Annotated in this window: 16 protein-coding genes; 2 read left to right on the top strand and 14 right to left on the bottom strand. The window is 56.0% G+C overall.

The genetic code is table 11. The features are described 5' to 3' along the window. Window positions 1–159: 159 nt before the first annotated feature. Together QML71_RS06505 and QML71_RS06500 are read left to right on the top strand one after the other, a co-directional pair. A complete protein-coding gene (locus QML71_RS06505) occupies window positions 160–3,048 on the top strand; it encodes an ATPase, T2SS/T4P/T4SS family (protein ID WP_282011106.1) in 2,889 nt (962 codons plus the stop codon). Window positions 3,049–3,174: 126 nt separating this feature from the next. After that, the gene (locus QML71_RS06500) at window positions 3,175–6,033 is read left to right on the top strand and encodes a GspE/PulE family protein (protein WP_282011105.1); all 2,859 of its coding nucleotides are present in this window, start codon (window positions 3,175–3,177) and stop codon (window positions 6,031–6,033) included. Between the two features lie 3 nt (window positions 6,034–6,036). Here QML71_RS06500 and trmFO read toward each other — a convergent pair whose 3' ends face one another. The 14 genes from trmFO to trpC all read right to left on the bottom strand — a co-directional run bounded on the left by trmFO (window position 6,037) and on the right by trpC (window position 22,493). After that, window positions 6,037–7,350, bottom strand: a complete 1,314-nt coding sequence (trmFO, locus tag QML71_RS06495) for a methylenetetrahydrofolate--tRNA-(uracil(54)-C(5))-methyltransferase (FADH(2)-oxidizing) TrmFO (protein ID WP_282011104.1) — start codon at window positions 7,348–7,350, stop codon at window positions 6,037–6,039. 21 nt (window positions 7,351–7,371) lie between these two features. Then, a complete protein-coding gene (gene topA, locus QML71_RS06490; RefSeq protein ID WP_282011103.1) occupies window positions 7,372–9,624 on the bottom strand; it encodes a type I DNA topoisomerase in 2,253 nt (750 codons plus the stop codon). A gap of 15 nt (window positions 9,625–9,639) precedes the next feature. After that, on the bottom strand, window positions 9,640–10,767 hold the full coding sequence (gene dprA / locus QML71_RS06485) for a DNA-processing protein DprA (RefSeq protein ID WP_282011102.1): 1,128 nt from the start codon (window positions 10,765–10,767) through the stop codon (window positions 9,640–9,642). 84 nt (window positions 10,768–10,851) lie between these two features. Further along, window positions 10,852–11,673 (bottom strand): TolC family protein, encoded by an 822-nt coding sequence (locus tag QML71_RS06480; protein ID WP_282011101.1) that lies wholly within the window; start codon window positions 11,671–11,673, stop codon window positions 10,852–10,854. A 482-nt stretch (window positions 11,674–12,155) separates the two neighbouring features. Continuing rightward, the gene (locus tag QML71_RS06475; protein WP_282011100.1) at window positions 12,156–13,046 is read right to left on the bottom strand and encodes a site-2 protease family protein; all 891 of its coding nucleotides are present in this window, start codon (window positions 13,044–13,046) and stop codon (window positions 12,156–12,158) included. A 33-nt stretch (window positions 13,047–13,079) separates the two neighbouring features. Then, the gene (locus QML71_RS06470; protein ID WP_282011099.1) at window positions 13,080–14,384 is read right to left on the bottom strand and encodes a glutamate-5-semialdehyde dehydrogenase; all 1,305 of its coding nucleotides are present in this window, start codon (window positions 14,382–14,384) and stop codon (window positions 13,080–13,082) included. A gap of 8 nt (window positions 14,385–14,392) precedes the next feature. Then, entirely contained in the window at window positions 14,393–15,364 is a 972-nt protein-coding gene (locus QML71_RS06465; RefSeq protein WP_282011098.1) for a leucine-rich repeat domain-containing protein, read from the bottom strand. After that, a complete protein-coding gene (locus QML71_RS06460; RefSeq protein WP_282011097.1) occupies window positions 15,361–17,529 on the bottom strand; it encodes an NHL domain-containing protein in 2,169 nt (722 codons plus the stop codon). The genes QML71_RS06465 and QML71_RS06460 overlap by 4 nt, the downstream gene beginning before the upstream one ends. A gap of 4 nt (window positions 17,530–17,533) precedes the next feature. After that, window positions 17,534–18,319, bottom strand: coding sequence for a leucine-rich repeat domain-containing protein (locus QML71_RS06455; RefSeq protein WP_282011096.1), 786 nt, complete (start codon window positions 18,317–18,319; stop codon window positions 17,534–17,536). Window positions 18,320–18,362: 43 nt separating this feature from the next. Continuing rightward, window positions 18,363–19,052 carry a glycosyltransferase family 2 protein gene (locus QML71_RS06450; protein WP_282011095.1) on the bottom strand — a complete coding sequence of 230 codons (690 nt, stop codon included), beginning with the start codon at window positions 19,050–19,052 and terminating at the stop codon, window positions 18,363–18,365. Window positions 19,053–19,065: 13 nt separating this feature from the next. Further along, entirely contained in the window at window positions 19,066–19,866 is an 801-nt protein-coding gene (gene trpA / locus QML71_RS06445; RefSeq protein WP_282011094.1) for a tryptophan synthase subunit alpha, read from the bottom strand. Beyond that, window positions 19,863–21,074: a tryptophan synthase subunit beta gene (gene trpB / locus QML71_RS06440; protein ID WP_282011093.1), complete on the bottom strand. Its 1,212-nt coding sequence runs from the start codon at window positions 21,072–21,074 to the stop codon at window positions 19,863–19,865. Before trpB ends, trpA begins: the two co-directional genes overlap by 4 nt. 2 nt (window positions 21,075–21,076) lie before the next feature. Next, on the bottom strand, window positions 21,077–21,706 hold the full coding sequence (locus QML71_RS06435; RefSeq protein ID WP_282011092.1) for a phosphoribosylanthranilate isomerase: 630 nt from the start codon (window positions 21,704–21,706) through the stop codon (window positions 21,077–21,079). Beyond that, on the bottom strand, window positions 21,681–22,493 hold the full coding sequence (trpC, locus tag QML71_RS06430) for an indole-3-glycerol phosphate synthase TrpC (RefSeq protein ID WP_282011091.1): 813 nt from the start codon (window positions 22,491–22,493) through the stop codon (window positions 21,681–21,683). Before trpC ends, QML71_RS06435 begins: the two co-directional genes overlap by 26 nt. Window positions 22,494–22,497 lie beyond the last annotated feature (4 nt).

The following is a 22,497-nucleotide window of genomic DNA, read 5'->3' as shown; positions in this document are numbered from 1 at the left end:
CTCTTGCAGAACAAAATCTCCTTATTTGGGGTCAGATTCGGCAATCCCTTTAAAAATTAATTTTAAAATACCTCTAAACCTAGTAAAATTAATGGTGTACTATTAGAATTACACTTTATGTTATTTAAAGGGCGCTAGAATACCTTGAATGATTCTCAGTTGAACAGGGATCCCAGGAGTCCGGACAAACCCACCGCACGCCCGGCAGGACGGCAAACCGCTCCCCAGGCCCAGGCAGCGGGCCGCGAGCGACGGTCTGCTGACAAGCTTCGCGCACTGATCAACACCATCCTGTCCTCCAACAGCATCACCCGTACCTTGTTTGAACTGATCGACGAGTTCAAGGAACTGTTCGAGGCCGACAAAGTCACCGTTTTCGCCATCGACCGTCCCAAGCGTCAGCTTTTTTCGCGGAACTTCAAAGACAACCAGGTAGAAGAAATCCGCGTGGACATCTCGCCCAAAAGCCTGGCCGGATTTGTGGCGGCTTCCGGACGCACCCTCAATGTGCTGAACGCCTACGACAACAACGAACTCAAACGCATCCATCCCGAATTGACCCTCGACAAATCGTTCGACGAAAGACTGGGGTACAAAACGAAGACCGTCCTGGTGGTGGCTCTGCCCCACAACCGGAAAATGATGGGCGTCCTGCAAATCATCAATAAAAACACCAAGCCCAATTTTTCAGATCAAGACGTGCGCCTGGCCAAGGAACTGGCCAGCACCCTCGGTCATGCCATCGTCAAGATGCAGACCGAAATCATCGATGAAAAAATCCAGGCCACCTCGCACGCCATTCATTCCGCCGGCACGCTGGACGAAATTTTGATGGAGCTGAAGGTCCCGATCCTTCAGCTTTTCGATTGCCGGCTCGCCATCATTTACGCGGGAGACCCAGCCAAAAAAGAATTGTATTCGAAGCTGGCCGCCGGCTCCGGCGAAGGCGAACTGCGGCTTCCCATGGCAGCCGACAATCTCCCCGGCTGCGTTGCCATGGAAAAGCGCATCCTCAACGTTAAAAACGTTCACGATCAGGTCGAGTTGGTCGAGTACCACCCCGACCTGGTTTACGAAAAAACGATTGAGAACGCGCTGGGCGAAAAGGCAAAAAGCATGCTGGTGGCGCCGCTTGTCTATGAAGGCAAGGTGATGGGCGTTTTACAACTGGCCAACAAGCAAAACGAAATCGCGTTCACCCAGCAGGATGAACGGAGCATCAAGACCATTGCCGATTCTCTGGCCCTGGCCATCAAGAACAAACAAAAGCAAAAACTGGCCAAGCCAACCAAGTTCAGCTACCTGATCAACAACGGCATCATCACCCAGGATGAGTTGACCAAAGCCATTTCCAAGGCCCGTACCAGTGGCGTCGATATCGAAACCATCCTTCTCGACCAGTACAACATCAAGCGCAGCGATTTCGGCAAGTCGCTGGAGGAGTTTTACAGCGTTCCCTACTTCGGTTATTCCTCGGATATCGTTCTGCCGCAGTCCCTGTTCACTGGCCTCAACACCAACTTTCTCCTGAAAAACAACTGGCTGCCTATCGCCAAAGATGAAGAACAAAACAAAGTCACCATCCTCATTGACAACCCCGCCAATCAGGACAAAGCCCAGAGCATCAAGTTGATTTTTCCAAAGCGGACTCTCGACTTTAAAGTCGGATTGCGAGCGGATATCCATGACTTCCTCAACGCCACTCCGGAGGACGACAGTCCCGGTTCCGCCCCCGCCGACACGGGCGACGTCGATACACTGCTGAGCGCACTGCAAAGCGAAAAAGACGACGTGGAGGTGGAGGCTTCCAGCGACGAAGAAGAAGCCAACGCCATCAGCGAAACCGACAGCACCATCGTCAAGCTGGTCAACAAGGTCTTGATCGATGCCTACGACAACGGAGTGTCGGACATTCACATTGAGCCGGGTCTGGGTAAAAAGGCAATGCGCATCCGGTTCCGCAAAGATGGCGGCTGCCGTGTTTATCAGGAAATTCCGCCCATGTACCGGCAGGCTTTTTTGTCCCGCATCAAAATCATGTCCAAGCTGGACATCGCGGAGCGGCGGCTGCCACAGAGCGGCAAGATCAAAATGAAGTACGGTAAAAAGGATATCGAATACCGTGTCGAAACCTGTCCCACCGTGGGCGGCAATGAAGATGCGGTACTGCGTATTCTCGCGGCCAGCAAGCCCATCCCGCTGGAGAATATGAATTTTTCCCAGCGCAACCTGGAATTGATCCGGGCCATGGCGTCCAAACCGTATGGCCTCATCTTGTGCGTCGGTCCGACCGGCTCCGGTAAAACCACCACGCTGCATTCAACGCTGGGTTTCATCAACACCCCGGAGAAGAAAATCTGGACGGCGGAAGACCCGGTGGAAATCACGCAGGACGGTCTCCGGCAGGTGCAAATGCTCAACAAGATCGGCCTCGATTTCGCCCGCGCCATGCGATCGTTTTTGCGCGGCGATCCCGACGTCATCATGGTGGGTGAAATGCGCGATGTGGAAACCTGTGCCGTCGGTCTGGAAGCATCGCTGACCGGTCACTTGGTATTCAGCACCCTGCATACCAACTCCGCGCCGGAAACCATCACCCGTCTGCTCGACATGGGCATGAATCCGCTCAACTTCGCCGACGCCTTGTTATTGATCGTCGCGCAACGACTGGTGCGCACTCTCTGCAAAGCATGCAAGAAAGAATACCATCCGTCCAAAGAGGAATACGACATCCTGCTCAAAGAATATGGGGATCCCGAAATGTTCGCCAAAAACGTCAATATCCCCTATTCCGACGATCTCATGCTGCAGGGACCCGGTGGTTGTGATAAATGCAGCAATACCGGTTATGCCGGGCGAACCGGTTTGCACGAATGTCTGGAAGGTACGGAAGATATCAAGCGTATGGTCATGAAACAGGCTTTGGTGGAGGAAATCCGCAAACAGGCTGCCAAAGACGGCATGACCACTCTGAAACAGGATGGCATCTGGAAGGTCTTCAAAGGTGATTGTGACCTCAAGCAGGTGCTGGCGGTCTGTATCCAGTGATTGAACTCGTTTGAGAAAGTATTTATACTGGTTTCATCCTAATTGATTGCTGAAAGTGTTCAGGACTTGGGTGGCTGAAAGCGTCGCGTCGCTGAGCGGTTGTTCTTATCACAGTGGAAATTCCTTATGACGACGGAAACTCCTGCCCTGGAACAAAGGGTCCAGGAAATCAGTTTTCAGATTCAATCCACGACCGACCCGCAAGCTCTCATTCCGAACCTGATTCAGGACTTAAAAGGATTGTTTCCTTGCGAAGCCGTGACCCTCTACTCTTTGGACAGGGCGAGCAAGCAGTTGGTTTCCTGCCACCCTGTCACGCTGGATGCATCTGAGTTTCGCATCAACCTGAAAGCGGATTCACTGATTGGGTATGCCATCATCAATGGCAAGCCCATCTTGTTAAAAGATGCCGGCAACGCCGCATCGATACTGACCATAAACCCCAGGATCAGAATAGAATCAACGATTGATGATGCGCTGAGCATTCAAACCCGATCTCTGATGATCTTGCCCCTGCCACACAATAAAAAAGTGGTCGGGATCATAGAATTTGTCAATAAAAGCGGAAAAGGCGAATTCTCGGAACAGGACTTTAAATTTGCCAAGGAACTTGCACCTTTCTTGGGACTTTTAGTAACCAACTTGGATGGTGACAGGACCATGACTGCAAGAAACTCATCGACCATGGACACGCCTGCTTCCAAACCGCTCTCTTCCGCCGAATTGCAGGAAAAGCTCGTCAAAATCATCAACGACATCCACTCCGCCAAGAATGTGGATGAAATCCTGATTTCCCTGAAAGAGCGGATCCTGGAGTTGTTCGACGCCACGCTGATAACCATCTATGCCGTGGACCTGGTCCGCAACGAGGTGTACTCCAAGATCAAGTCCGGCGACAAGATCAATGAAATCCGGTTACCCATCGCTCCGCAAAGCATCGCCGGCTGTGTGGCCATGGAACAACGCATGGCGGTGATCAAAAACGTTTACGACGACCGGGAACTCAAAAAATTCCATCCGGAATTGACCTTCGACAGTTCCTGGGACAAGATTTCAGGATTTCATACGAAAAGCATGCTCGTCACCCCCCTCATACACAAAGACAAGATGATGGGGGTCATGCAGCTGATCAATAAAAAGAGCAGCCAGTCCTTCAACGTCATCGACGAGAAAAATGCCAAGATCGTCGCGGAAACGCTGGCCCTTGCTTTTTACAACCAATCCAAGTTTGTCCAGCAAAAACCGACCAGATTTTCCTACCTGCTGCAACAGGGACTGTTGACCGATATCGAACTCAACAAATCCATCAACCGCGCCCGCAAAGAGCAGATCGACATTGAAAACATCCTTATCGATGAATTGGGCATTTCCCGCAAAGAGCTGGGCAAATCCCTCGAAAACTTTTACAAAATTCCATACATGGGTTACGAGGATGGGATGGTTTTGCCTGCCACGATTTTTGAAGGGTTGAACCTGAATTTCCTGTCGAAAAACCACTGGGTTCCTGTTGAGCGCGAAGACAACAATGTCGTGATCGTCATCGACAACCCCAACAATCTGGACAAAATTCAGAATATCAAACTGATCTTCGTCAAAAAGCAGATCGAGTTCAAGGTAGGGCTGAAAGCCGACATCCGTGATTTCCTCAACTCCGCCGTAGCGGAAGATTCCAGCGGCGCGCCTCTGGAAGAAATGTCCATCTTGCTCAACGCACTGGAAAGCGAAAAAGAGACGGAGTTGACAAGCGATGAGTCGGAAGATGGGAACGCCATCAGTGAGAGCGACAACACCATCGTCAAACTGGTGAACAAGATTTTGACGGATGCGTACGACAATGGCGTTTCGGACATTCACATCGAGCCGGGCCTGGGCAAAGATCACATGATCGTGCGGTTCCGCAAAGACGGAGCTTGCCGGATTTATCAGGAAATCCCGCCCATGTACAAATTCGCATTGATGTCGCGTTTGAAAATCATGGCGAGGCTGGACATCGCCGAAAAGCGTCTGCCCCAGGACGGCAAGATCAAACTGAAATACGGCGGCAAGGACGTGGAATACCGCCTCGCAACCTGCCCCACAGTGGGTGGAAACGAAGATGCCGTACTGCGTATTCTTGCGGCCAGCAAGCCGATCCCGCTGGAGAACATGAACTTTTCGGATCGCAATATCGCGCTCGTCAAGTCGATGGCTTCCAAACCCTACGGCCTCATCCTTGTCGTCGGCCCGACCGGCTCTGGTAAAACCACCACGCTGCACTCGACACTGGGTTTCATCAATACGCCGGAAAAGAAAATCTGGACGGCGGAAGACCCGGTAGAAATCACGCAGAAGGGTCTGCGTCAGGTGCAGATGCTCAACAAAATCGGCCTAGACTTCGCCCGCGCCATGCGCTCGTTTCTGCGCGGTGATCCCGACGTCATCATGGTGGGCGAAATGCGCGACGCCGAAACCTGTGCCATCGGTCTGGAGGCATCGCTGACCGGTCATCTGGTGTTCAGCACCCTGCATACCAACTCGGCTCCGGAAACCATCACCCGTTTGCTCGACATGGGCATGAATCCGCTCAACTTCGCCGACGCCCTGCTGTGCATCGTCGCCCAGCGCCTGGTGCGCACTCTCTGCAAAAACTGCAAGGAGCCCTATCACCCGTCGAAGGAAGAGTACGACACGCTGGTTCACGAATACGGCGATCCCGACATGTTCGCCAAGAATGTCAACATCCCCTACACCGACGACCTGATGTTGAACGGTCCTAAAGGCTGCGACAAATGCAACGACACCGGCTATGCGGGGCGAACCGGTTTGCATGAATGCCTGGAAGGCACCGCCGAAACCAAACGCCTGGTCATGAAGCAGGCCCTGGTCGAAGAATTGCGCGAACAGGGAATCAAGGATGGCATGACCACCCTGAAGCAGGACGGCATCTGGAAGGTGTTTAAAGGGGATTGCGACCTCAAACAGGTGCTTGCGGTCTGTATCGTTTGAGAATCAGCGGAGCGACTGCAACCACTCACCCTGGCGGGCAAGCGCACGTTCAATGATCTTTGCGTTGCGCTCCTTCTTATCACGGATTTTCAACACCTCTCCGGCAAACAAACCAAAGTTCACATTCATTGGCTGGTAATTGCCTTTTTCAGGCCCTTCCGTCACGTAGTGCAACAACGCGCCGATGGCCGATTCCCTGGGCGGCCGCGTGAACGGCTGGTTGCGCAGACGGCTGAGCGCACTCAACCCCGCCACCAGACCCATCGCGCAGGACTCGACATAACCCTCCACCCCGGTGATCTGCCCAGCAAACCAGATATTGGGATTTTTCTTCAAACTCAGGTCGGCGGACAACAACTGCGGCGAGTTGATGAACGTGTTGCGGTGAATCGCGCCATAGCGGAAGAACTCCGCGTTCTCCAGCCCCGGGATCATGCGGAAGATGCGCCGCTGCTCCGGGTACGTCAGTTTTGTCTGGAATCCCACCAGGTTGTAAGCTGTACCTTCCTTGTTTTCACGCCGCAACTGCACCACCGCGTGAAACCGTTCGCCGGTTTCCGGGTGCAGCAACCCTACCGGTTTCATCGGGCCGAAAGCGAGGGTTTTGGGTCCGCGCAACGCCAACTCCTCCACTGGCATACAGCCTTCAAAATACACCGGCTTCTCGAATTCCTTGAGAGGCACTTTATCCGCCTTGCACAAACCATCCACCAACTGATCGTACTCTTCTTTATTCAAAGGACAGTTCAGGTAGTCCGCATCGCCCTTGTCGTAGCGCGAAGCAAAAAACGCTTTGTCCAGATCAATGGTGTTGGTGTCCACAATCGGCGACAGCGCATCATAAAAATACAGGTAGCCCTGCCCCAGCAGGTTGGAAATCTGATCCGACAGCGCAGGCGAGGTCAACGGACCGGTGGCGATGATGACCGGTCCATCCAGTGGAATGTCCTGGACTTCATTGCGCTTGAGGGTGATGTTCGGGTGTTGCTCCAGGTTCCGCGTGATCTCCGCGGAGAACAGATTGCGATCGACCGCCAGCGCCGCGCCGGCGGGCACCGCATGACGGTCTCCAGAACGGATCACCAGTGAATGGAGGTTGCGTAATTCCTGCTTGAGCAGGAATGGCGCGGAGGTGTCCTGATTGGAACCGAGGGAGTTGCTGCACACCAACTCGGCGCAGTGATCGGTTTTATGCACCGGCGTCTTCAGTTCCGGACGCATTTCGTGCAACACAACCTTGCCGCCGCGTTCAGCGATCTGCCAGGCCGCTTCCGAGCCAGCCAGCCCGGCCCCAATGATGGTCACATGCGAAGTCATGATTCCTGATCCCGTAGTACGTTATGCCGCTTCGTCCGAAGTTTTCTTGAACCGGCAACTGGGGCACACGATGCTTTCGCCTTCATTTTTCTTCCACTTGGTGACCATGTAGGCGTTGCTGCATTTGGGACAGGCTTCGTCCACCGGCTTGTCCCAGGAGGTGAATTTACAATTCGGGTATTCGCTGCATCCGTAAAAGGTACGACCCTTTTTGGTGCGCCGTGGGGCGATGTGGCCCTTGCAGTCTTCTTCCGGACATTTGATGCCGAGGCTGATGGGTTTGGTGAACTTGCATTCCGGATATTCCGAGCAGGCCAGAAACTTACCAAACCGTCCCATTTTCATAACGAGCGCCGCGCCGCATTTGTCGCAGTTGCCTTCCACTTTTTCGGAAGCTTTTTTACCGCTGTCACTCGTGTCCTCGCCGATTTCCTTGGTGTTCTTGCATTCCGGATACCCGGAGCAAGCCATGAATTTGCCGAAGCGGCCCCACTTGATGATCATGGGACTGTTGCACTTCTCGCACACCTCATCGGTTTCCTCAACCTGGCTTTTGATATCCTTCATCTTGGCTTCGGCTTCGATCAGATCCTTTTCAAACGGACCGTAGAACGAACGCAGCGTGTCCACCCATTCGATCTTGCCCTCTTCAATCTGATCCAGCTGGTCTTCCATCTGCGCCGTGAACGCTTCCGTCATGATGTCCGGAAAGCTTTCCACCAGCAACTCCGACACCAGGTGGCCCAGCTCCGTCGGCGTGACACGCTTGTCTTCACTGCGAATGTAGTCGCGGTCCTTGATGGTGCTGATGATGGCCGCATAGGTGCTCGGACGGCCGATGCCTTTCTCCTCCAGCGCCTTGACCAGCATGGCCTCGGTGAAACGCGGCGGCGGCTGCGTGAAATGCTGCTCCGGCAGCACTTTCTTCATTTCCAGCACCTCGCCCTTGGTGAGGTCGGGCAGGATTTTCTCGGTGGACTTCATGCCCGCGCCTTCGTCGTCCGTGTCTTCGACGTACACTTTCATGAAGCCGTCGAACTTGATCACCGACCCGTTGGCGCGGAACAGGTGTTTCCCGGTCTGCACGTCAAACTGAGTCGTGTCGAGAACCGCCGGCACCATCTGGCAGGACAGCGTCCGCGCCCAGATCAACTCGTACAGATTATAGAGGTCTTTCTCCAGATAATTTTTGATGGCCTTGGGCTCGAGCATGATGTTCGTCGGCCGGATCGCCTCATGCGCTTCCTGTGCGGTCTTCTTGCTTTTGTACACGTTCGGCGCTTTGGGGACGTATTCCTTGCCGTACTTGTCCTCGATCAGACGGCGGATGTCCCCAATCGCTTCATCGGCAAGCTTGGTGGAGTCGGTACGCATATAGGAGATCAACCCCACCGTGCCGTCTTTACCCAGGGCAATGCCTTCATACAGGCGCTGCGCCAGCATCATGGTTTTCTTCGGTGAGAAGTTCAGCTTGCGCGACGCTTCCTGCTGCAGGGTGCTGGTGATGAACGGGGCCGAAGGATTGCGCTTGCGTTCCTTCTTGACGATGTCCGCAAGAACGAACTCGCCCTTTTCCACCGCCTTGACGATGGCCTGCGCCTGTTCCTCGTTGCCGATCTCGGCCTTCTTGCCATCCACCTTGAACAGCTTGGCCTGAAACTCCGGCTCCTTGCTGCCTTCCAGATCGATGGTGATGGTCCAGTATTCTTCGCTCTTGAAACTTTTGATTTCCTCTTCGCGGTCGCAGATCATGCGCAGCGCCACCGACTGCACGCGTCCGGCGCTCAGGCCCCGCTGCACTTTTTTCCACAAAATGGGGCTGATCTTGTACCCCACCAGCCGGTCCAGTATGCGGCGGGCCTGCTGTGCGTTGACCCGGTTCGGGTTCAACTCGGTGGGATGCTTGATGGCTTCGGTGACGGCTTTTTTGGTGATCTCATTGAACATCACCCGGTAAATCTTTCCCTTGGTGATCTTCGCGACTTCATTGCAGATGTGGTAGGCGATGGCCTCCCCTTCCCGGTCCGGGTCGGGGGCGAGGTAGATATTGTCGGCCTTCTTGGCGGCCGCTTTCAGCGCATTGAGGATCTTGCCCTTGCCCCGAATGGTGATGTATTCAGGACTGAAATCGTTATCGACATCCACCCCCAGCTTTTTCTTGGGCAGGTCTTTGATGTGACCCACCGAGGCTTTGACGACGAAGTCCTTCCCGATGATTTTTTTCAGAGTTTCGACTTTCGTCGGAGACTCCACAATCAACAAAGATTTACCCATAATACCTCAGACGCTTCAATAGGATTGGATCACGTGCCACAGGCCGTCGGTTTGCGTGACCCAGTCTTTCAATTCCAACTGCACAAGTGTAGCTAAAACATCGGCCGCTGGCAAATGACTGCGCTCAATCAACGTATCCACGTGTTGCTGCTCACTGCCTATTAATGAAAGTAATAGCTTTTCAGATTCTGTCAATTCAATTTTTTCTTGCGCATTTTTTTTATCAGCCAGTTTTTGTTGCACATCCGCTGAAAATTCCTCCAGAATCGCATCCACTCCATCCACCAGTTTGGCCCCTTTTTTAATCAAATTGTGCGCGCCCCGGCTCTTTTCAGAAAAAATATTTCCCGGCAAGGCAAACACCTCGCGCCCCTGCTCCAGTGCAAAATGCGCCGTGATCAAAGCGCCGCTTTTTTCTCCCGCTTCAATCACCAGTGTGCCGTGAGCCAGACCGCTGATCACCCGGTTGCGTGCGGGGAAATTGTTGCGATCGGGTTTTGTGGACATGGGGAACTCGGAGATGATGACTCCCGCCTCCACGATCTTCTCTCTCAATGCCCGATTTTCAGGCGGGTAGGTATGTTCCAATCCACATCCCATCACCGCCATGGTGAATGCCTTTTCCTGCAACGCCGTCTTGTGCACCAGGGTATCGATGCCTCGCGCCATGCCACTGATCAGACACCCTCCGCGTTGCGCCAGTTCGCTGCATAAACGTTCGGTGGCGATTTTTCCATAGCTCGAAGGGACGCGGGTGCCCACAACAGCAAACGGAAAATCCTCTTCATGGAACGGATTGCCTTTGAAATAGAGAACCGGAGGTGGGTCGTAAATGGCTTTCAGCAACGCCGGATAATGTTCGCTTTCCAGAGTCAACACCTGCACCCCGGCGCGTTCCATCAACCGGTATTCACGCTCCAGATTGCGTTCCAGATCGAAATCCTGAATTTGCGCCGCGGTTTTGGCGCCGATGCCTTCCACCTGCATCAGGGACTGGCGGCTCGCATGAAATACATGTTGAGGTGAGCCCAACGCGTTTACCAGGCGATGGAACAAGGTCTTTCCAACACCCAGCACCATATTCAACGCGACCCAGTAGCGCTCCTTTGCCGCCACATCGTCATCTGAGAATAAAGTTTTCACCGGATGTCGGCTGCCTCGCAATCATGAATTTTCGGGACAACTCCACGTTTCCCGATAACACGTCCGGGCGCAATCGGATGCCACCTACCTGCTCACGAATTCCCTCTCGAATTTCGCCACCGCTTCATTGAAATGGAACAGCGCATCATAATACCCCACCAGAACCCGTGTATAGATAATGAGCGTTTCAAACAGATCCTTTTCACTGCCAATGCCAAAATCGTAATTCGCCACCTCTGTCACCAGCAACGCCCGTGTCATTTTCCGGTTTTTACCGGCCAGGATGAATTGCGACCGCGCCTGATTGACCCGCACCATGGATTTTTCGAGAGCAATGCGGCGTTCTCTCTTCAATACAGAACGCGAAGCGCCTTCGGCCTGCCTCAGGTATTCCTTCAGGGTCTGAAACGGGAATTCGCGAGGCGACAGGGTCTCATCGTCCATTTTGAATTGCGGGTCGATGCCCACTCCCAGCAACCGCTCCAAATCCAGCCGCGCCAGAGCGATGTCACTTTCGAACTGGTTGATGTCGTTCAAGGTCCCGGCCAAACCCAGTTTCAGTTTAGTGAGCGCACCTTGCGTGACATCGCCTTCACCTTCTTCAAATTTTTGTTCGGCAGCGGTCACCGCCTTTTCAAAATGCCCCTGCACTTCGCGCGAAATCGCAATTTGTTCCTTCCGCACCAGAATGCGGTCGTACGCCTGCTTGACCTGGTATTCGATTTCGGACCGGGTGAGGGCATCCTCCGCACCCATTGACTCCACTTCCAGAGCCCGCTTCACACATTGCTGAAAAGACGGCAAGGTTTGCAGCGATTCCGCACGGGCGGGTTCCACTGCCAGGCTCGTGGACAACGCCGCCAGCAGGCACAGAACACCCCCCGTCCGGGCAAACCTGGCTAGCAATAATTTCTTTAATAACATCTATTTAACCTAATAATTCTAAAGCTGTTCAGGAGGGAAAAGTCAAAACTCCGGGCAAAAAAAATGGGATACTGAACAAACCGAAAAGAGTTCTTGATGGCAACCAAGAAGATAGGGCTGAGACTATCTCTCTACTCTTTTTTGGTAAAGTGCTCATTAAATAAGCACATTGTCCAGTACCCCAAAGGATATCCAAAATCTATCATAGCGGGTGCTCCATTGTCAATAGTATTTTGCTTTTCAGAGGCCCTTCCCCCCACCGCCTAAAATAGAATTAAACGTATATTATACAATAAGTTATATGATTTCTACCGGGGAGTTTCCAGCTGCTTTCCCGGGGGCCTCCCATTGCCGGGAAAACCTGGGAATTTCCCCTCAAAGACATTAGAATCAACAGCTTGTAGTCCGAATTCCGGAATTTTTCCACAGCCTCTCCACAGGCACGCCCAAGCGCCCCTTCCCGGCTACTGAATCAGGTCAATGGGCACCGGAACAAACGTCACTATAAAGATGAATATCGACGCATAACCCACCTTTTTATGAAACGGCGTCAACGCGATCGATTCATCGATCACCGGCGGATGCTTCACACCGATCACCAACACCATCGCCGCCCACACGAACCATCCTGTCCAATACATCCCTAAAGGAAACAACGCCAGAAAAAATATCCACGCCAGCGCAGGCTGCTGTTTTTGAAACAGGGCATAAATGATGTGACCGCCATCGAGTTGGCCGATCGGTATCAGGTTCAACGCCGTGAAAAACATGCCGAACCAACCGGCGAGTGCCAGCGGATGCAGGTAAATGGTCAACTCATTGGAAAACGGACTCACCCCCAGCACCAGTTTGGACAAAAAATACAGGATCAGCGAGTTGCCGTAATTGAAACCGAGTGCCGGCGGCGGTGCGATGTGCGACACCACGGACATCTCCAGTCCCACCCCCATCACCACCAACGCCATGAGAAATCCTGCAATGGGACCGGATGCACCGATTTCCATCAACGCCCGTTTATCGGGAATCGGTTCCTTGATGGCGATGAACGCGCCAAAGGTACCGACGATGAATAACGGTGGCGCCGGAAGAAAATTGGGCAACGTGGCATCGACGTTGTTGCGGCGGCAGGCGAGATAATGGCCAAACTCATGCACTCCGAGAATGGACAACAGCCCCAGCGCATACCACACCCCTCCCACCAGCGTCGTGGTGAATACGGTGGCCACGAACAGCAGCACGAAAATAGTGACGGTGCGAAAATTGATGATGAATCGCGGAGGAGGCTCCGGGGCGTCCTCCTGAAGCCAGGGGTCCAGCTCCTGCGGGCGGTCTCTGTCATCCGGTTTGAAATCCATAATCCAGTCTGAAGTGTGAGGTGCGTATGCCGGTCAGAGCGGTGTGTCGTCGGAGAGCGGCCGGTGCGTGAACGGACGCCCCGTTTCGCCGGAGTAGTCGGCCACCGTCTGCCCGCATCCGAACAGTTTGTACTTGTAAATCACCAGCCCTTCGAGGCCGACGGGTCCGCGTGCATGCGTCTTATTGGTGCTGATACCGATCTCCGCTCCCAATCCGAAGCGGAAGCCATCGGCAAAGCGCGTGGAAGCGTTCCACATCACGCTCGCCGAATCCACTTCGTTCATAAACTGTTCCGCCACCTCGCGGTTTTCGGTGACAATGGTATCGGTGTGTCCGGAGCCATGCTCATTGATGTGTTCGATGGCCGCGCCGCGGTCATCCACCACCTTGATGGCCAGCTTGAGGTCGTTGTACTCGGTATCCCACTCCGTATCCGCGGCCTTATGGAGGTCCGGCACCAGGCTGCATGCACGCAGATCCCCCACCAGCTCTACGCCCTTGTCGCGATATTGCCGGGCCAGGTCCGGCAACAGCCTGGGCGCGATGCGCTCATGCACCAGCAGCGTCTCCAGCGCATTGCAGGCCGCCGCGTATTGCAGTTTGGCATCCAGTGCAATGGCCCGGGCTTTTTCCACATCGGCGTGTTCGTCGATGTACACGTGGCAGATGCCTTCCGAATGACCGAGCACCGGGATTTTCGTGTGTTCCTGCACGTAACGGACAAATTCGTTGCTGCCGCGCGGCACCACCAGGTTGATGTAACGGTCCTGTTGCAACATCTCCGCCACTTCGGCCCGCGTTTCGATGAGTTGCACCGCGGCTTCCGGCACGCCGGGGAGGCTGGCAATCGCCTGCCGCATCAGATCGACGATCACTTTATTGGAATGCTGCGCTTCGCGCCCGCCTTTCAGGATGACCGCATTGCCCGACTTCAGGCAGAGCGACGCGATCTGCGGCACCGCATCGGGACGCGACTCAAAGATGGCGCCAATGACCCCGATCGGACACGACACCCGGCGCAACACCAGGTCCTTGTCCAACTCCGTGGTGCCCTGCACCCGGCCCACGGGATCGGCCAGCCCGGCCACGCTCTGGATGCCCTGCGCCATGCTGTTCACCTTGAGCGCGTCCACCGCCAGACGGGCGATCAAGGGCGCGGCGATGTTTTCGTTCTTGCTGAATTCCAGATCGCGGCGGTTGGCTTCGACGATCGCATCGATATTCTGTTCCAACGCCTGGGCCATCGCTGCCAGCGCCCGGTTCTTGGTGGCGGTGTCGAGACGCGCCAAAACCAGCGCCGCCTTTTTGGCGGACGCCGCCATTTCCGTTACGGTCATAATGTTCCTCAATTTCCTGCGGAGGGGTAAATCGTATTGGTCACATGCTGAAGGGTTTTGGATTGCTGGATGATTCGCACCCCGGCGTCACCGATTTCATTGCCCCACAAATACAAGCGGGTCAGGTGCGTCAACGCAGGCGATGCCGCCAGCGACCGTGCGCCCTTTTCAGTGAGGCCGTTCCATTGCAGATCCAGTTCTTCCAGGTTCTGGAATACCTCTGAGGCCGCCAGATGCGCCGCACCCCGGTCGCCGAGGCCATTGTGCTCCAGCCGGAGCCGTTTCAGTTTTTTGATATGAGGAGACGCCGCCAAGGCACGCAGCCCCTTCTCTCCAATCTCATTATGAGACAACCACAGGGTTTCCAGGTTCGTCAAATAAGAGCACGCCGCCAAGGCAGCCAGTCCCCGGTCTCCCACCTGGTTTTTGTCCAGCCTGAGTTCCCGCACGTATTGTAACACCGGCGACCCGGCCAGGGCTTCCAATCCGGCATCTCCGATGCCATTTCCCGATAGATCCAAATACGTGAGTTCATGCAGGTCCGATTGCGCCAGCGCCTGCACGCCCTCACCACCAATGCGGTTTCCCCACACACTGAGCCAGGAGAGGCGCGGGAAGTTTCCCGCCCCAAACAGGGCCGCTGCGCCTGCTGGCCCGATCTCGTTGCTGAACAGGTTCAGGGATTCCAGATTCGACAGGTATTTCGATTCGGCCAGCGCCTGGGCGCCGGCATCGCCAAAGCCATGGGAGTTCAGATCCAGCACCTTCAGATTCCGCAGCAAGCGCGATTTCGCCAGTTGCCGAACGCCGTCATCGCCCAGCATACCACTGTGATTGAGCTTCAGGTGCGTGCCGCCCTGCTTCAATTCCTTGAGGATGATCGCGTTGATGTTCAGCGCCCACACCGTTCCCGTCCACACAAGCCCGGCCAGGGCGGGAACCGCCCAGACCAGAGCGCGCGATGTGCGGAAAGAGATCATGGGAAATTTTGTATGGTGATGCGGACTTCCAGCCCGTCCTGCATCCAGCCGATGTTTTCATTGCCCGCAAGCGTGGTGATGATGCCTTGCGTGTCGATCCTGCGGACGCGGTTGTTGTCGCGATCGGTGAAATACAGATTGCCTTCCTTATCAAACACCATGCGGAACGGGCTTTTCAGTTGCGCCGCGACCGCCGGGCCGCCATCACCGCCAAAACCCGCAACGCCCGTTCCCGCCACCGTGGTGATGATGCCGTTCCTGTCGATTTTACGAATGCGGTGCGTGCTTTCCTCGGCGACATACAACTCGCCCGCGGGCGAGATCGCCAGACCGCCCGGTGAGCGGATTCCTGCTTGCAGCGCCGGGCCATTGTCGCCGGAATCCTCAAAGCTGCCATTGCCCGCGTAGGTCGTCACATTTCCGTGAACATCGATGCGACGGATTTTACTGCTGCCCGAATCCGAAACGAACACCTCGCCTTCGGGGCTGACCACCAGACCGTTGGGATGCACCTCGCGGTCCTCGATCGCCAGCCAGGCCTGTTTCGCCAGCGTGTGGATGCGGCCCTCGGCATCGATCCAGCGGACATCCTGATTGGTGTAATCGGCGAGGTACACATTGCCTCCCGGACCGGCGGCAATGTCTTTGATGACCCCCAGCGACGCATCCGCCGCCAATTCCCCATCCTCGGCATGACCCAGAATGCCGTTGCCCGCAAACCGGGTGATGATCTCGTTTTCATCAATGCGGCGCACGTACCAACTGTTGCCCTGCGACGAAATCAGGTAAACCCGGTCATGGTCGTCGATCACCAAGCCTTCCGGTAAAAACAAGGCCGCCTGCCGCGCTCTGAAACCATCGCCCTCATTGCCTTCACGCCCGGTACCCGCATACGTATAGATGTAACCTTTCCGGTCCAGGGCGCGCAGCCGGTGCGCCTGCTTGTCGGCAAAAATCACATGGCCCTGGCTGTCCACCACGATCCCCGACGGCGCTTCCAGAGTCGCTCCCCGGCCCGGACCATGGTCGCCCCGGAACAGGGCCTGACCATTGCCGGCCACGGTGTTGACCGTGTGCTGCATCAGATCCATGCTGCGCACCCGGTGATGGTTGCGGTCCACGACAATCAGATGGTTGTCGGGAGTCACCGCCAGCGCGAACGGCAGATGCAGCGAGGTTTCCGAAGCGATTTCATTATCGCCGTTGTAGTCGTTCGCTCCCGTGCCCATGACCGTGGTGATGATGCCATTGCGATCGACCTTGCGCACGCGGTTGTTGTTGCGGTCGGCGACGTACAGGTTGTCCTGATCGTCCGTCACCACATCCGTCGGGAAGGCGAGGCTCGACCGCGTGGCGGGTCCAAAATCGCCACTGAAAAAATGAGTGCCGTCGCCCGCCACCGTGGTGATGACCCCCTGTGTGTCCACCCTGCGGACGCGGTTGTTGCCACGGTCGGCGATGTATAAATTGCCGGAATCATCCAGATGAATGCCGAACGGGTATTTGATGAGCGCATCGACAGCAAGACCAAAATCGCCGCCATACCCGGCCAGCCCCAACCCCACCACGGTGGTGATGGTTCCTTGCGTATCCAGCTTGCGGACGCGGCTGTTGGATCGGTCGGATATGAGAACATTGCCTTGAGGATCGCAGGCCACATCGGACGGGAAATGCAGTGGCGCCTCGATGGCCGGTCCGTCATCGCCGCCGAAATCCGCATCGCCGGTGCCCGCGACGGTGGTGATGGTGCCTTCCACATCGACTTTGCGGATGCGGTGGTTGTTGCGGTCGGCGATATAAAGATTGCCCTCCGGATCGAGGCACAACCCGGCCGGGAAATTGAGTGCCGCTTCGAGTGCAGGCCCGTTGTCGCCGCTGAACCCGGCGCTGCCATTGCCGGCAACGGTTGTGATGATGCCGCTCTTCGCGATTTTGCGGATGCGGTTTTGCGAACGGTGCGAAATGAAGACATTGCCTTCCGCATCCACCACCACGCCATCCACCAGGGTCAGCGCCACCTGCGTCGCCGGTTGGCCGTCGCCGATGTTGGCGTATGGAAACAGCTTTTCGCCGGGAAACGTCGCTCCCGCCAACAATCCACTCATGACCAGCAGACCCACCCATCGGGCCAGCACCATCTGGATGTTACGATCCAACGATTTCATCGGTTCACCGTATCGTGATCTCAATCTGGCGTTCGCGTTTGGTTTTGAACACAACCCGCATGGTGGGTTCCCCCAACCGGTTCTGGATCAAGTCGAGTGTCTCCAAGTTTGGGAAGTTGGGCGACTTGAGAATCGCAATCGCGCCGGTATCCTGCAAATTGTTCTGCCCCAGATACAGGTGGTGGAGGGACTGCAAATGTTTGGCCTGCGCCAGCAATTCGGCTCCATCGGCGCCGATCTCATTGCGGAACAGCCCCAGCGTCGTCAGTTTTGGGAACGCCTCCGTATCCACCAGGTGCTCCATGGCATCGGGGGTGATGAGGTTGTCGTTCAATAGCAGGGTTTCGAGATGTTGAAAGTTTTTGGACTGCGCCATCAGCCGCACTCCCGGCTCGCCGACTTCATTTTTCCAAAGCTTCAGCGTTTCCAGTTGGGTGATGTACGGAGAATGGGTCAACGCCTGCACGCCCACGTCGCCCAGCAGATTGCCCCACAGGTCCAGGCTCTTGAGATTGGCGAAGTGCGGCGACTGGGCCAGTGCCTGCATGCCCTCGGCTTCGATCAGGTTGTTTTGAAGGTTGAGGTGGGTGACGTTCTTTAAAACTTCCATCTCCGCCAGCCGGGTGGCCCCGCTGGCTTTGATTCGAACGCCGCTCAAGTTGAGCGTCGTGCCGTCCTGGCTGAGCCGTTGCTGCACCAGCTCGTCGATACTTTGAGCGGCCGCCCCGGAGGTCCCTGCCAACACCAGCGCAATGACGACTCCTGTCACCCTTTTCAGAACAGATACCATATCAGCGTACAATGAGGGTTAACGCTTTGTCCTGATACTCCGTCTAGGTTAACAAATATTTGAAGATGGTGTATATGATTTTTGTCCCGGCTTTGAAAGTTCCTGACACGGTGCCGGTTATTTTCGACACCCCAACCCGCCAGCGGTAACGCACCGGCACCTCAAGAATGCGCAGTTTCTTCTTCACCACCTTGATTTGCATCTCCACCGTCCAACCGAAATTGGTATCGCGCATACCGATCTCCATGAGCGATGCGTACCGGATCGCCCGAAACGGACCGAGATCGGTGAACCGGTATCCGAAAAACAGGCGGATGAGAAACACGGCGAGCTGGTTGCCATAACGCGCCTGCGGCAGCAAGGCCTTGCGGCTTTCCTTTAAGATCATGCGGCTGCCCAGCACAAAATCCTGCTCATTGGCCTCGATGGGTTTTACCAGCAGATCGATTTCTTCGGGATAGTCGCTGTAGTCGGCGTCGAGGAAGACGACGATGTCGGGAGGGTCGAGGGCGGCGATGCCCCGCAAGCAGGCACTGCCGTAACCACGGCGCGGTTCGGACACCACGGTCGCGCCGTGCTGGCGGGCGACCTCGGCGGTGGCGTCGGTGGAGCGGTTGTCCACCACGATGATCTGGTGCAGGCGCTCCTTCGGCAGGTCGTCCAGCACCAGCCCGATGGACTGCTCTTCATTGAAGGCAGGCAGGATGACCGATATTTTTTTTGTGGCAGACATAGAAGACGCCCGCTCAACTTCCGTTGAGGGCTGCCTTGATGCTGTGGATGAAGCGCCCGACTTTCTCTTTCCGTTCCTCGGCGGTGGCGCACTGGTCGATCAGCTTGACGATGGCGCTGCCGACGATCACCCCATCCGACAGGTGCGAGGCTTCTTTGGCTTCTTCCGGACCGGAGATGCCGAAACCGATCATCACCGGATGCGACGTGACCTTCTTGACCTCGCCCACCCGCGTCGCCATGTCGCCGCTGAATGTGCTCTGCATGCCGGTCACGCCGGTCAGCGAAATATAATAAATGAAGCCGCGGCTCCTTTCGGTGATCATGCGGACGCGATCCGGCGTGCTGGTCGGAGCCAGCAGATAAATGACGCGCAGGCCCTTGTCGTTGGCAAAGGTTTCGAAGGAACCGGATTCCTCCGGCGGCAGGTCGGGAATGATGACGCCATCGACACCGGTGGCGACGGCATCGTTCACAAACGCGTCCTCGCCATACACAAACACCGGGTTGTAACTGGTCATCAGCACGATGGGAAGCTCGGACGTCTTCCGCAGATCGGCCACGAGGGCGAGAATCTTTTTCAGTGTCGTGCCACTTTTGAGCGCGCGTTGCGATGCCGCCTGGATGACGGGTCCGTCGGCCAAGGGATCAGAGAACGGCACGCCCAGCTCGATGATGTCGGCGCCGTTTTCCTCAATCACCTGAAACATATCGCGGGTCGCCTCCATGCTGGGATCGCCGGCGGTGATGAACGCCACCAGCGCTTTCTGATTTTTCGTTTTCAGGTCGTCGATGCGCTGCTCGATGCGGTTCACGGCTGTTCCCCCAGAAACTCCGACACCTGATTGACGTCCTTATCGCCGCGCCCCGACAGGCAGAGGATGATGATTTCGTCCTTCTTCATCTTGGGCGCAATCTTCGCCACCTGCGCGATGGCGTGCGCCGACTCCAGGGCCGGGATGATGCCCTCCGTCTTCGACAGCAGTTTGAATCCTTCCAGCGCTTCGTCATCGGTGATCGACACGTACTCGGCCCGGCCGGTTTCGTGATAATAGCTGTGTTCGCAGCCGACGCCGGGGTAATCGAGTCCCGCCGAGATCGAATGCGCTTCATCGATCTGCCCGTCGGCGTTGAACAGCAGATAACTCTTCATGCCGTGCAGCACGCCCACACCGCCGTGGCCCAGCGACGCGCCGTGCTGGCCGGTGTCGATGCCGTGGCCCGCCGCTTCGACGCCCATGAGTTTGACCGACGCATCGTTGACAAAGGGATAGAACAGGCCCATGGAATTGCTGCCGCCGCCGACACAGGCGACGCACAGGTCGGGCAGACGTCCTTCCACTTTTTGAATCTGTTCCCGCGCCTCCTCGCCGATGATTTTTTGAAAATCGCGCACGATCATGGGAAACGGGTGCGGTCCCACCACCGAACCGATGATGTAGTGCGTGGTCTCGACGGTGGTGATCCAGTTGCGGATGGCTTCGCTGGTGGCGTCCTTCAAGGTGCGTGTGCCGGAGGCAACGGGCGTGACCTTCGCCCCCAGCAGCTTCATGCGGAACACATTCAAAGCCTGGCGGCGGATGTCTTCCTCGCCCATGAACACTTCGCACTCAAGATCGAACAACGCCGCCGCCGTCGCCGTGGCGACGCCGTGCTGTCCGGCTCCCGTCTCGGCGATGACGCGTTTTTTGCCCATGCGCTGCGTCAGCAAGGCGCTGCCGATGGTGTTGTTGATCTTGTGCGCGCCGGTGTGGTTGAGGTCTTCGCGCTTCAAGTACACTTTGGCGCCGCCCAGTTGCCGCGTCAGGTTCTCGGCGAAATACAAGGGCGACGGCCGTCCCACATACTGCTCCAGGTAATACGTGAGCTGGCGCTGGAACTCCGGGTCGGCCTTGGTTTCATTATAAATTTGTTCCAATTCGGTCAATGCCGGCATCAGGGTCTCGATGACGTACTTGCCGCCGAACTGGCCGAAATGCCCTTTGGCATCCGGCATGCTCGAATAATTTTTTGATTGAGCCATGATCACATCCCTCTTACGGCTGCGATGAACGCGCGTACTTTTTTCAGATTCTTCTTGCCCGGCTTCGATTCCACACCCGAACACACATCCACGCCATACGGCCGGCAACGCCGAATGCCTTCGGCGACGTTTGCGGCATCGAGCCCGCCCGCCAGGATCACCGGCCCGTGCTTACGCGCCTGCTTGACCAGGTTCCAGTTGAAGCGCTCGCCGGTGCCGCCCCACTCGCCTTCCTTGTACGCGTCGAGCAAAAACGCATCGACGGCATAGCGCGGCAGATCTTTGATAGAGGCGGCGTCCTTCACGCGGATGGCTTTCACCACCTTGCCCGCAATGCGTTTGCAGAACGCGGGCGACTCATCGCCGTGCAACTGCACCACATCCAAACCACAGGTTTTGACGGTGCGCTCGATAACTTCCGCCGTCTCATTGACGAACACGCCCACCCGTTGCACGAAGGGCGGCAGTTTGGCAGTGATCGCCTTCGCCTGCTTCGCCGTCACCGCGCGCGGGCTTTTTTTGTAGAAGATGAAGCCCACCGCATCGGCGCCGCACTCCACCGCATACTGTGCGTCTTCGAGCGAGGTCATGCCGCAGACCTTGACTTTAACCGGAGACCGAGGTTTTGTCATGGCCGCGCAACTCCTGAAGTTTTTCGGAGATACTTCCCGCCTTCATCAGGCTCTCTCCGATCAAAAACGCGTGCATGCCGAGGCCTTCAAACTCCTCGATGTCGGCGCGTTCGTGGATGCCGCTCTCGCAGACGAGGCACAGGCCGCCCAAGCCTTTCAATTGATTCAGCAGGCGGCGCGACACGGCAAGATCGGTCTTGCCCGTGGTCAGGTCGCGGTTGTTGATGCCCAGCAGTTTTGCATCGGCATAGAGCGCCTTCTCCAGATCTTTCTCGTTGTGCGTCTCCACCAGCGCCGTGAAGCCGAGTTCCTTGCCCAACTCTAGGAGATCCTTCAACTGGTTCTTGTCGAGCGAGGTGGCGATGAGCAGATAAAAATCCGCACCAAAGGCCCGCGATTCGTACACCTGGTATTCCGTGTAAATGAAATCCTTACGCAGCAGCGGCACCGTCACCTCCTGCTTCGCCTGCTCCAGATAATCCAGGCTGCCGCCGAAGAATTCGCTGTCGGTCAGGATGGAAATCGCCGCCGCACCGTTGTCCGCGTACTCCTTCGCGATCTGCATGGCGTCGAAATCTTCAACGAGGTCGCCCTTGAACGGCGTGCGCCGCTTGATCTCGGCGATGATGTTCGATCCATTCCGCGTCTCGGACAAAATTTTTAAAATGTCCTGCGCCGCCACCGCCGTACTCAACCTGCCCTTCAACTCGGACAAGGGACGCTGACGCTGGGCGCTGGCAACGTCGTCTTTCTTGTGTTCGAAGATGGTGTCCAGAATGTTGCGCATGATC

The sequence above is a fragment of the Nitrospina watsonii genome (assembly GCF_946900835.1).
Lineage (GTDB): Bacteria > Nitrospinota > Nitrospinia > Nitrospinales > Nitrospinaceae > Nitrospina > Nitrospina watsonii.
Note: the sequence above shows the minus strand (reverse complement) of the source record. Positions and strands in the feature narration are given on the sequence as shown.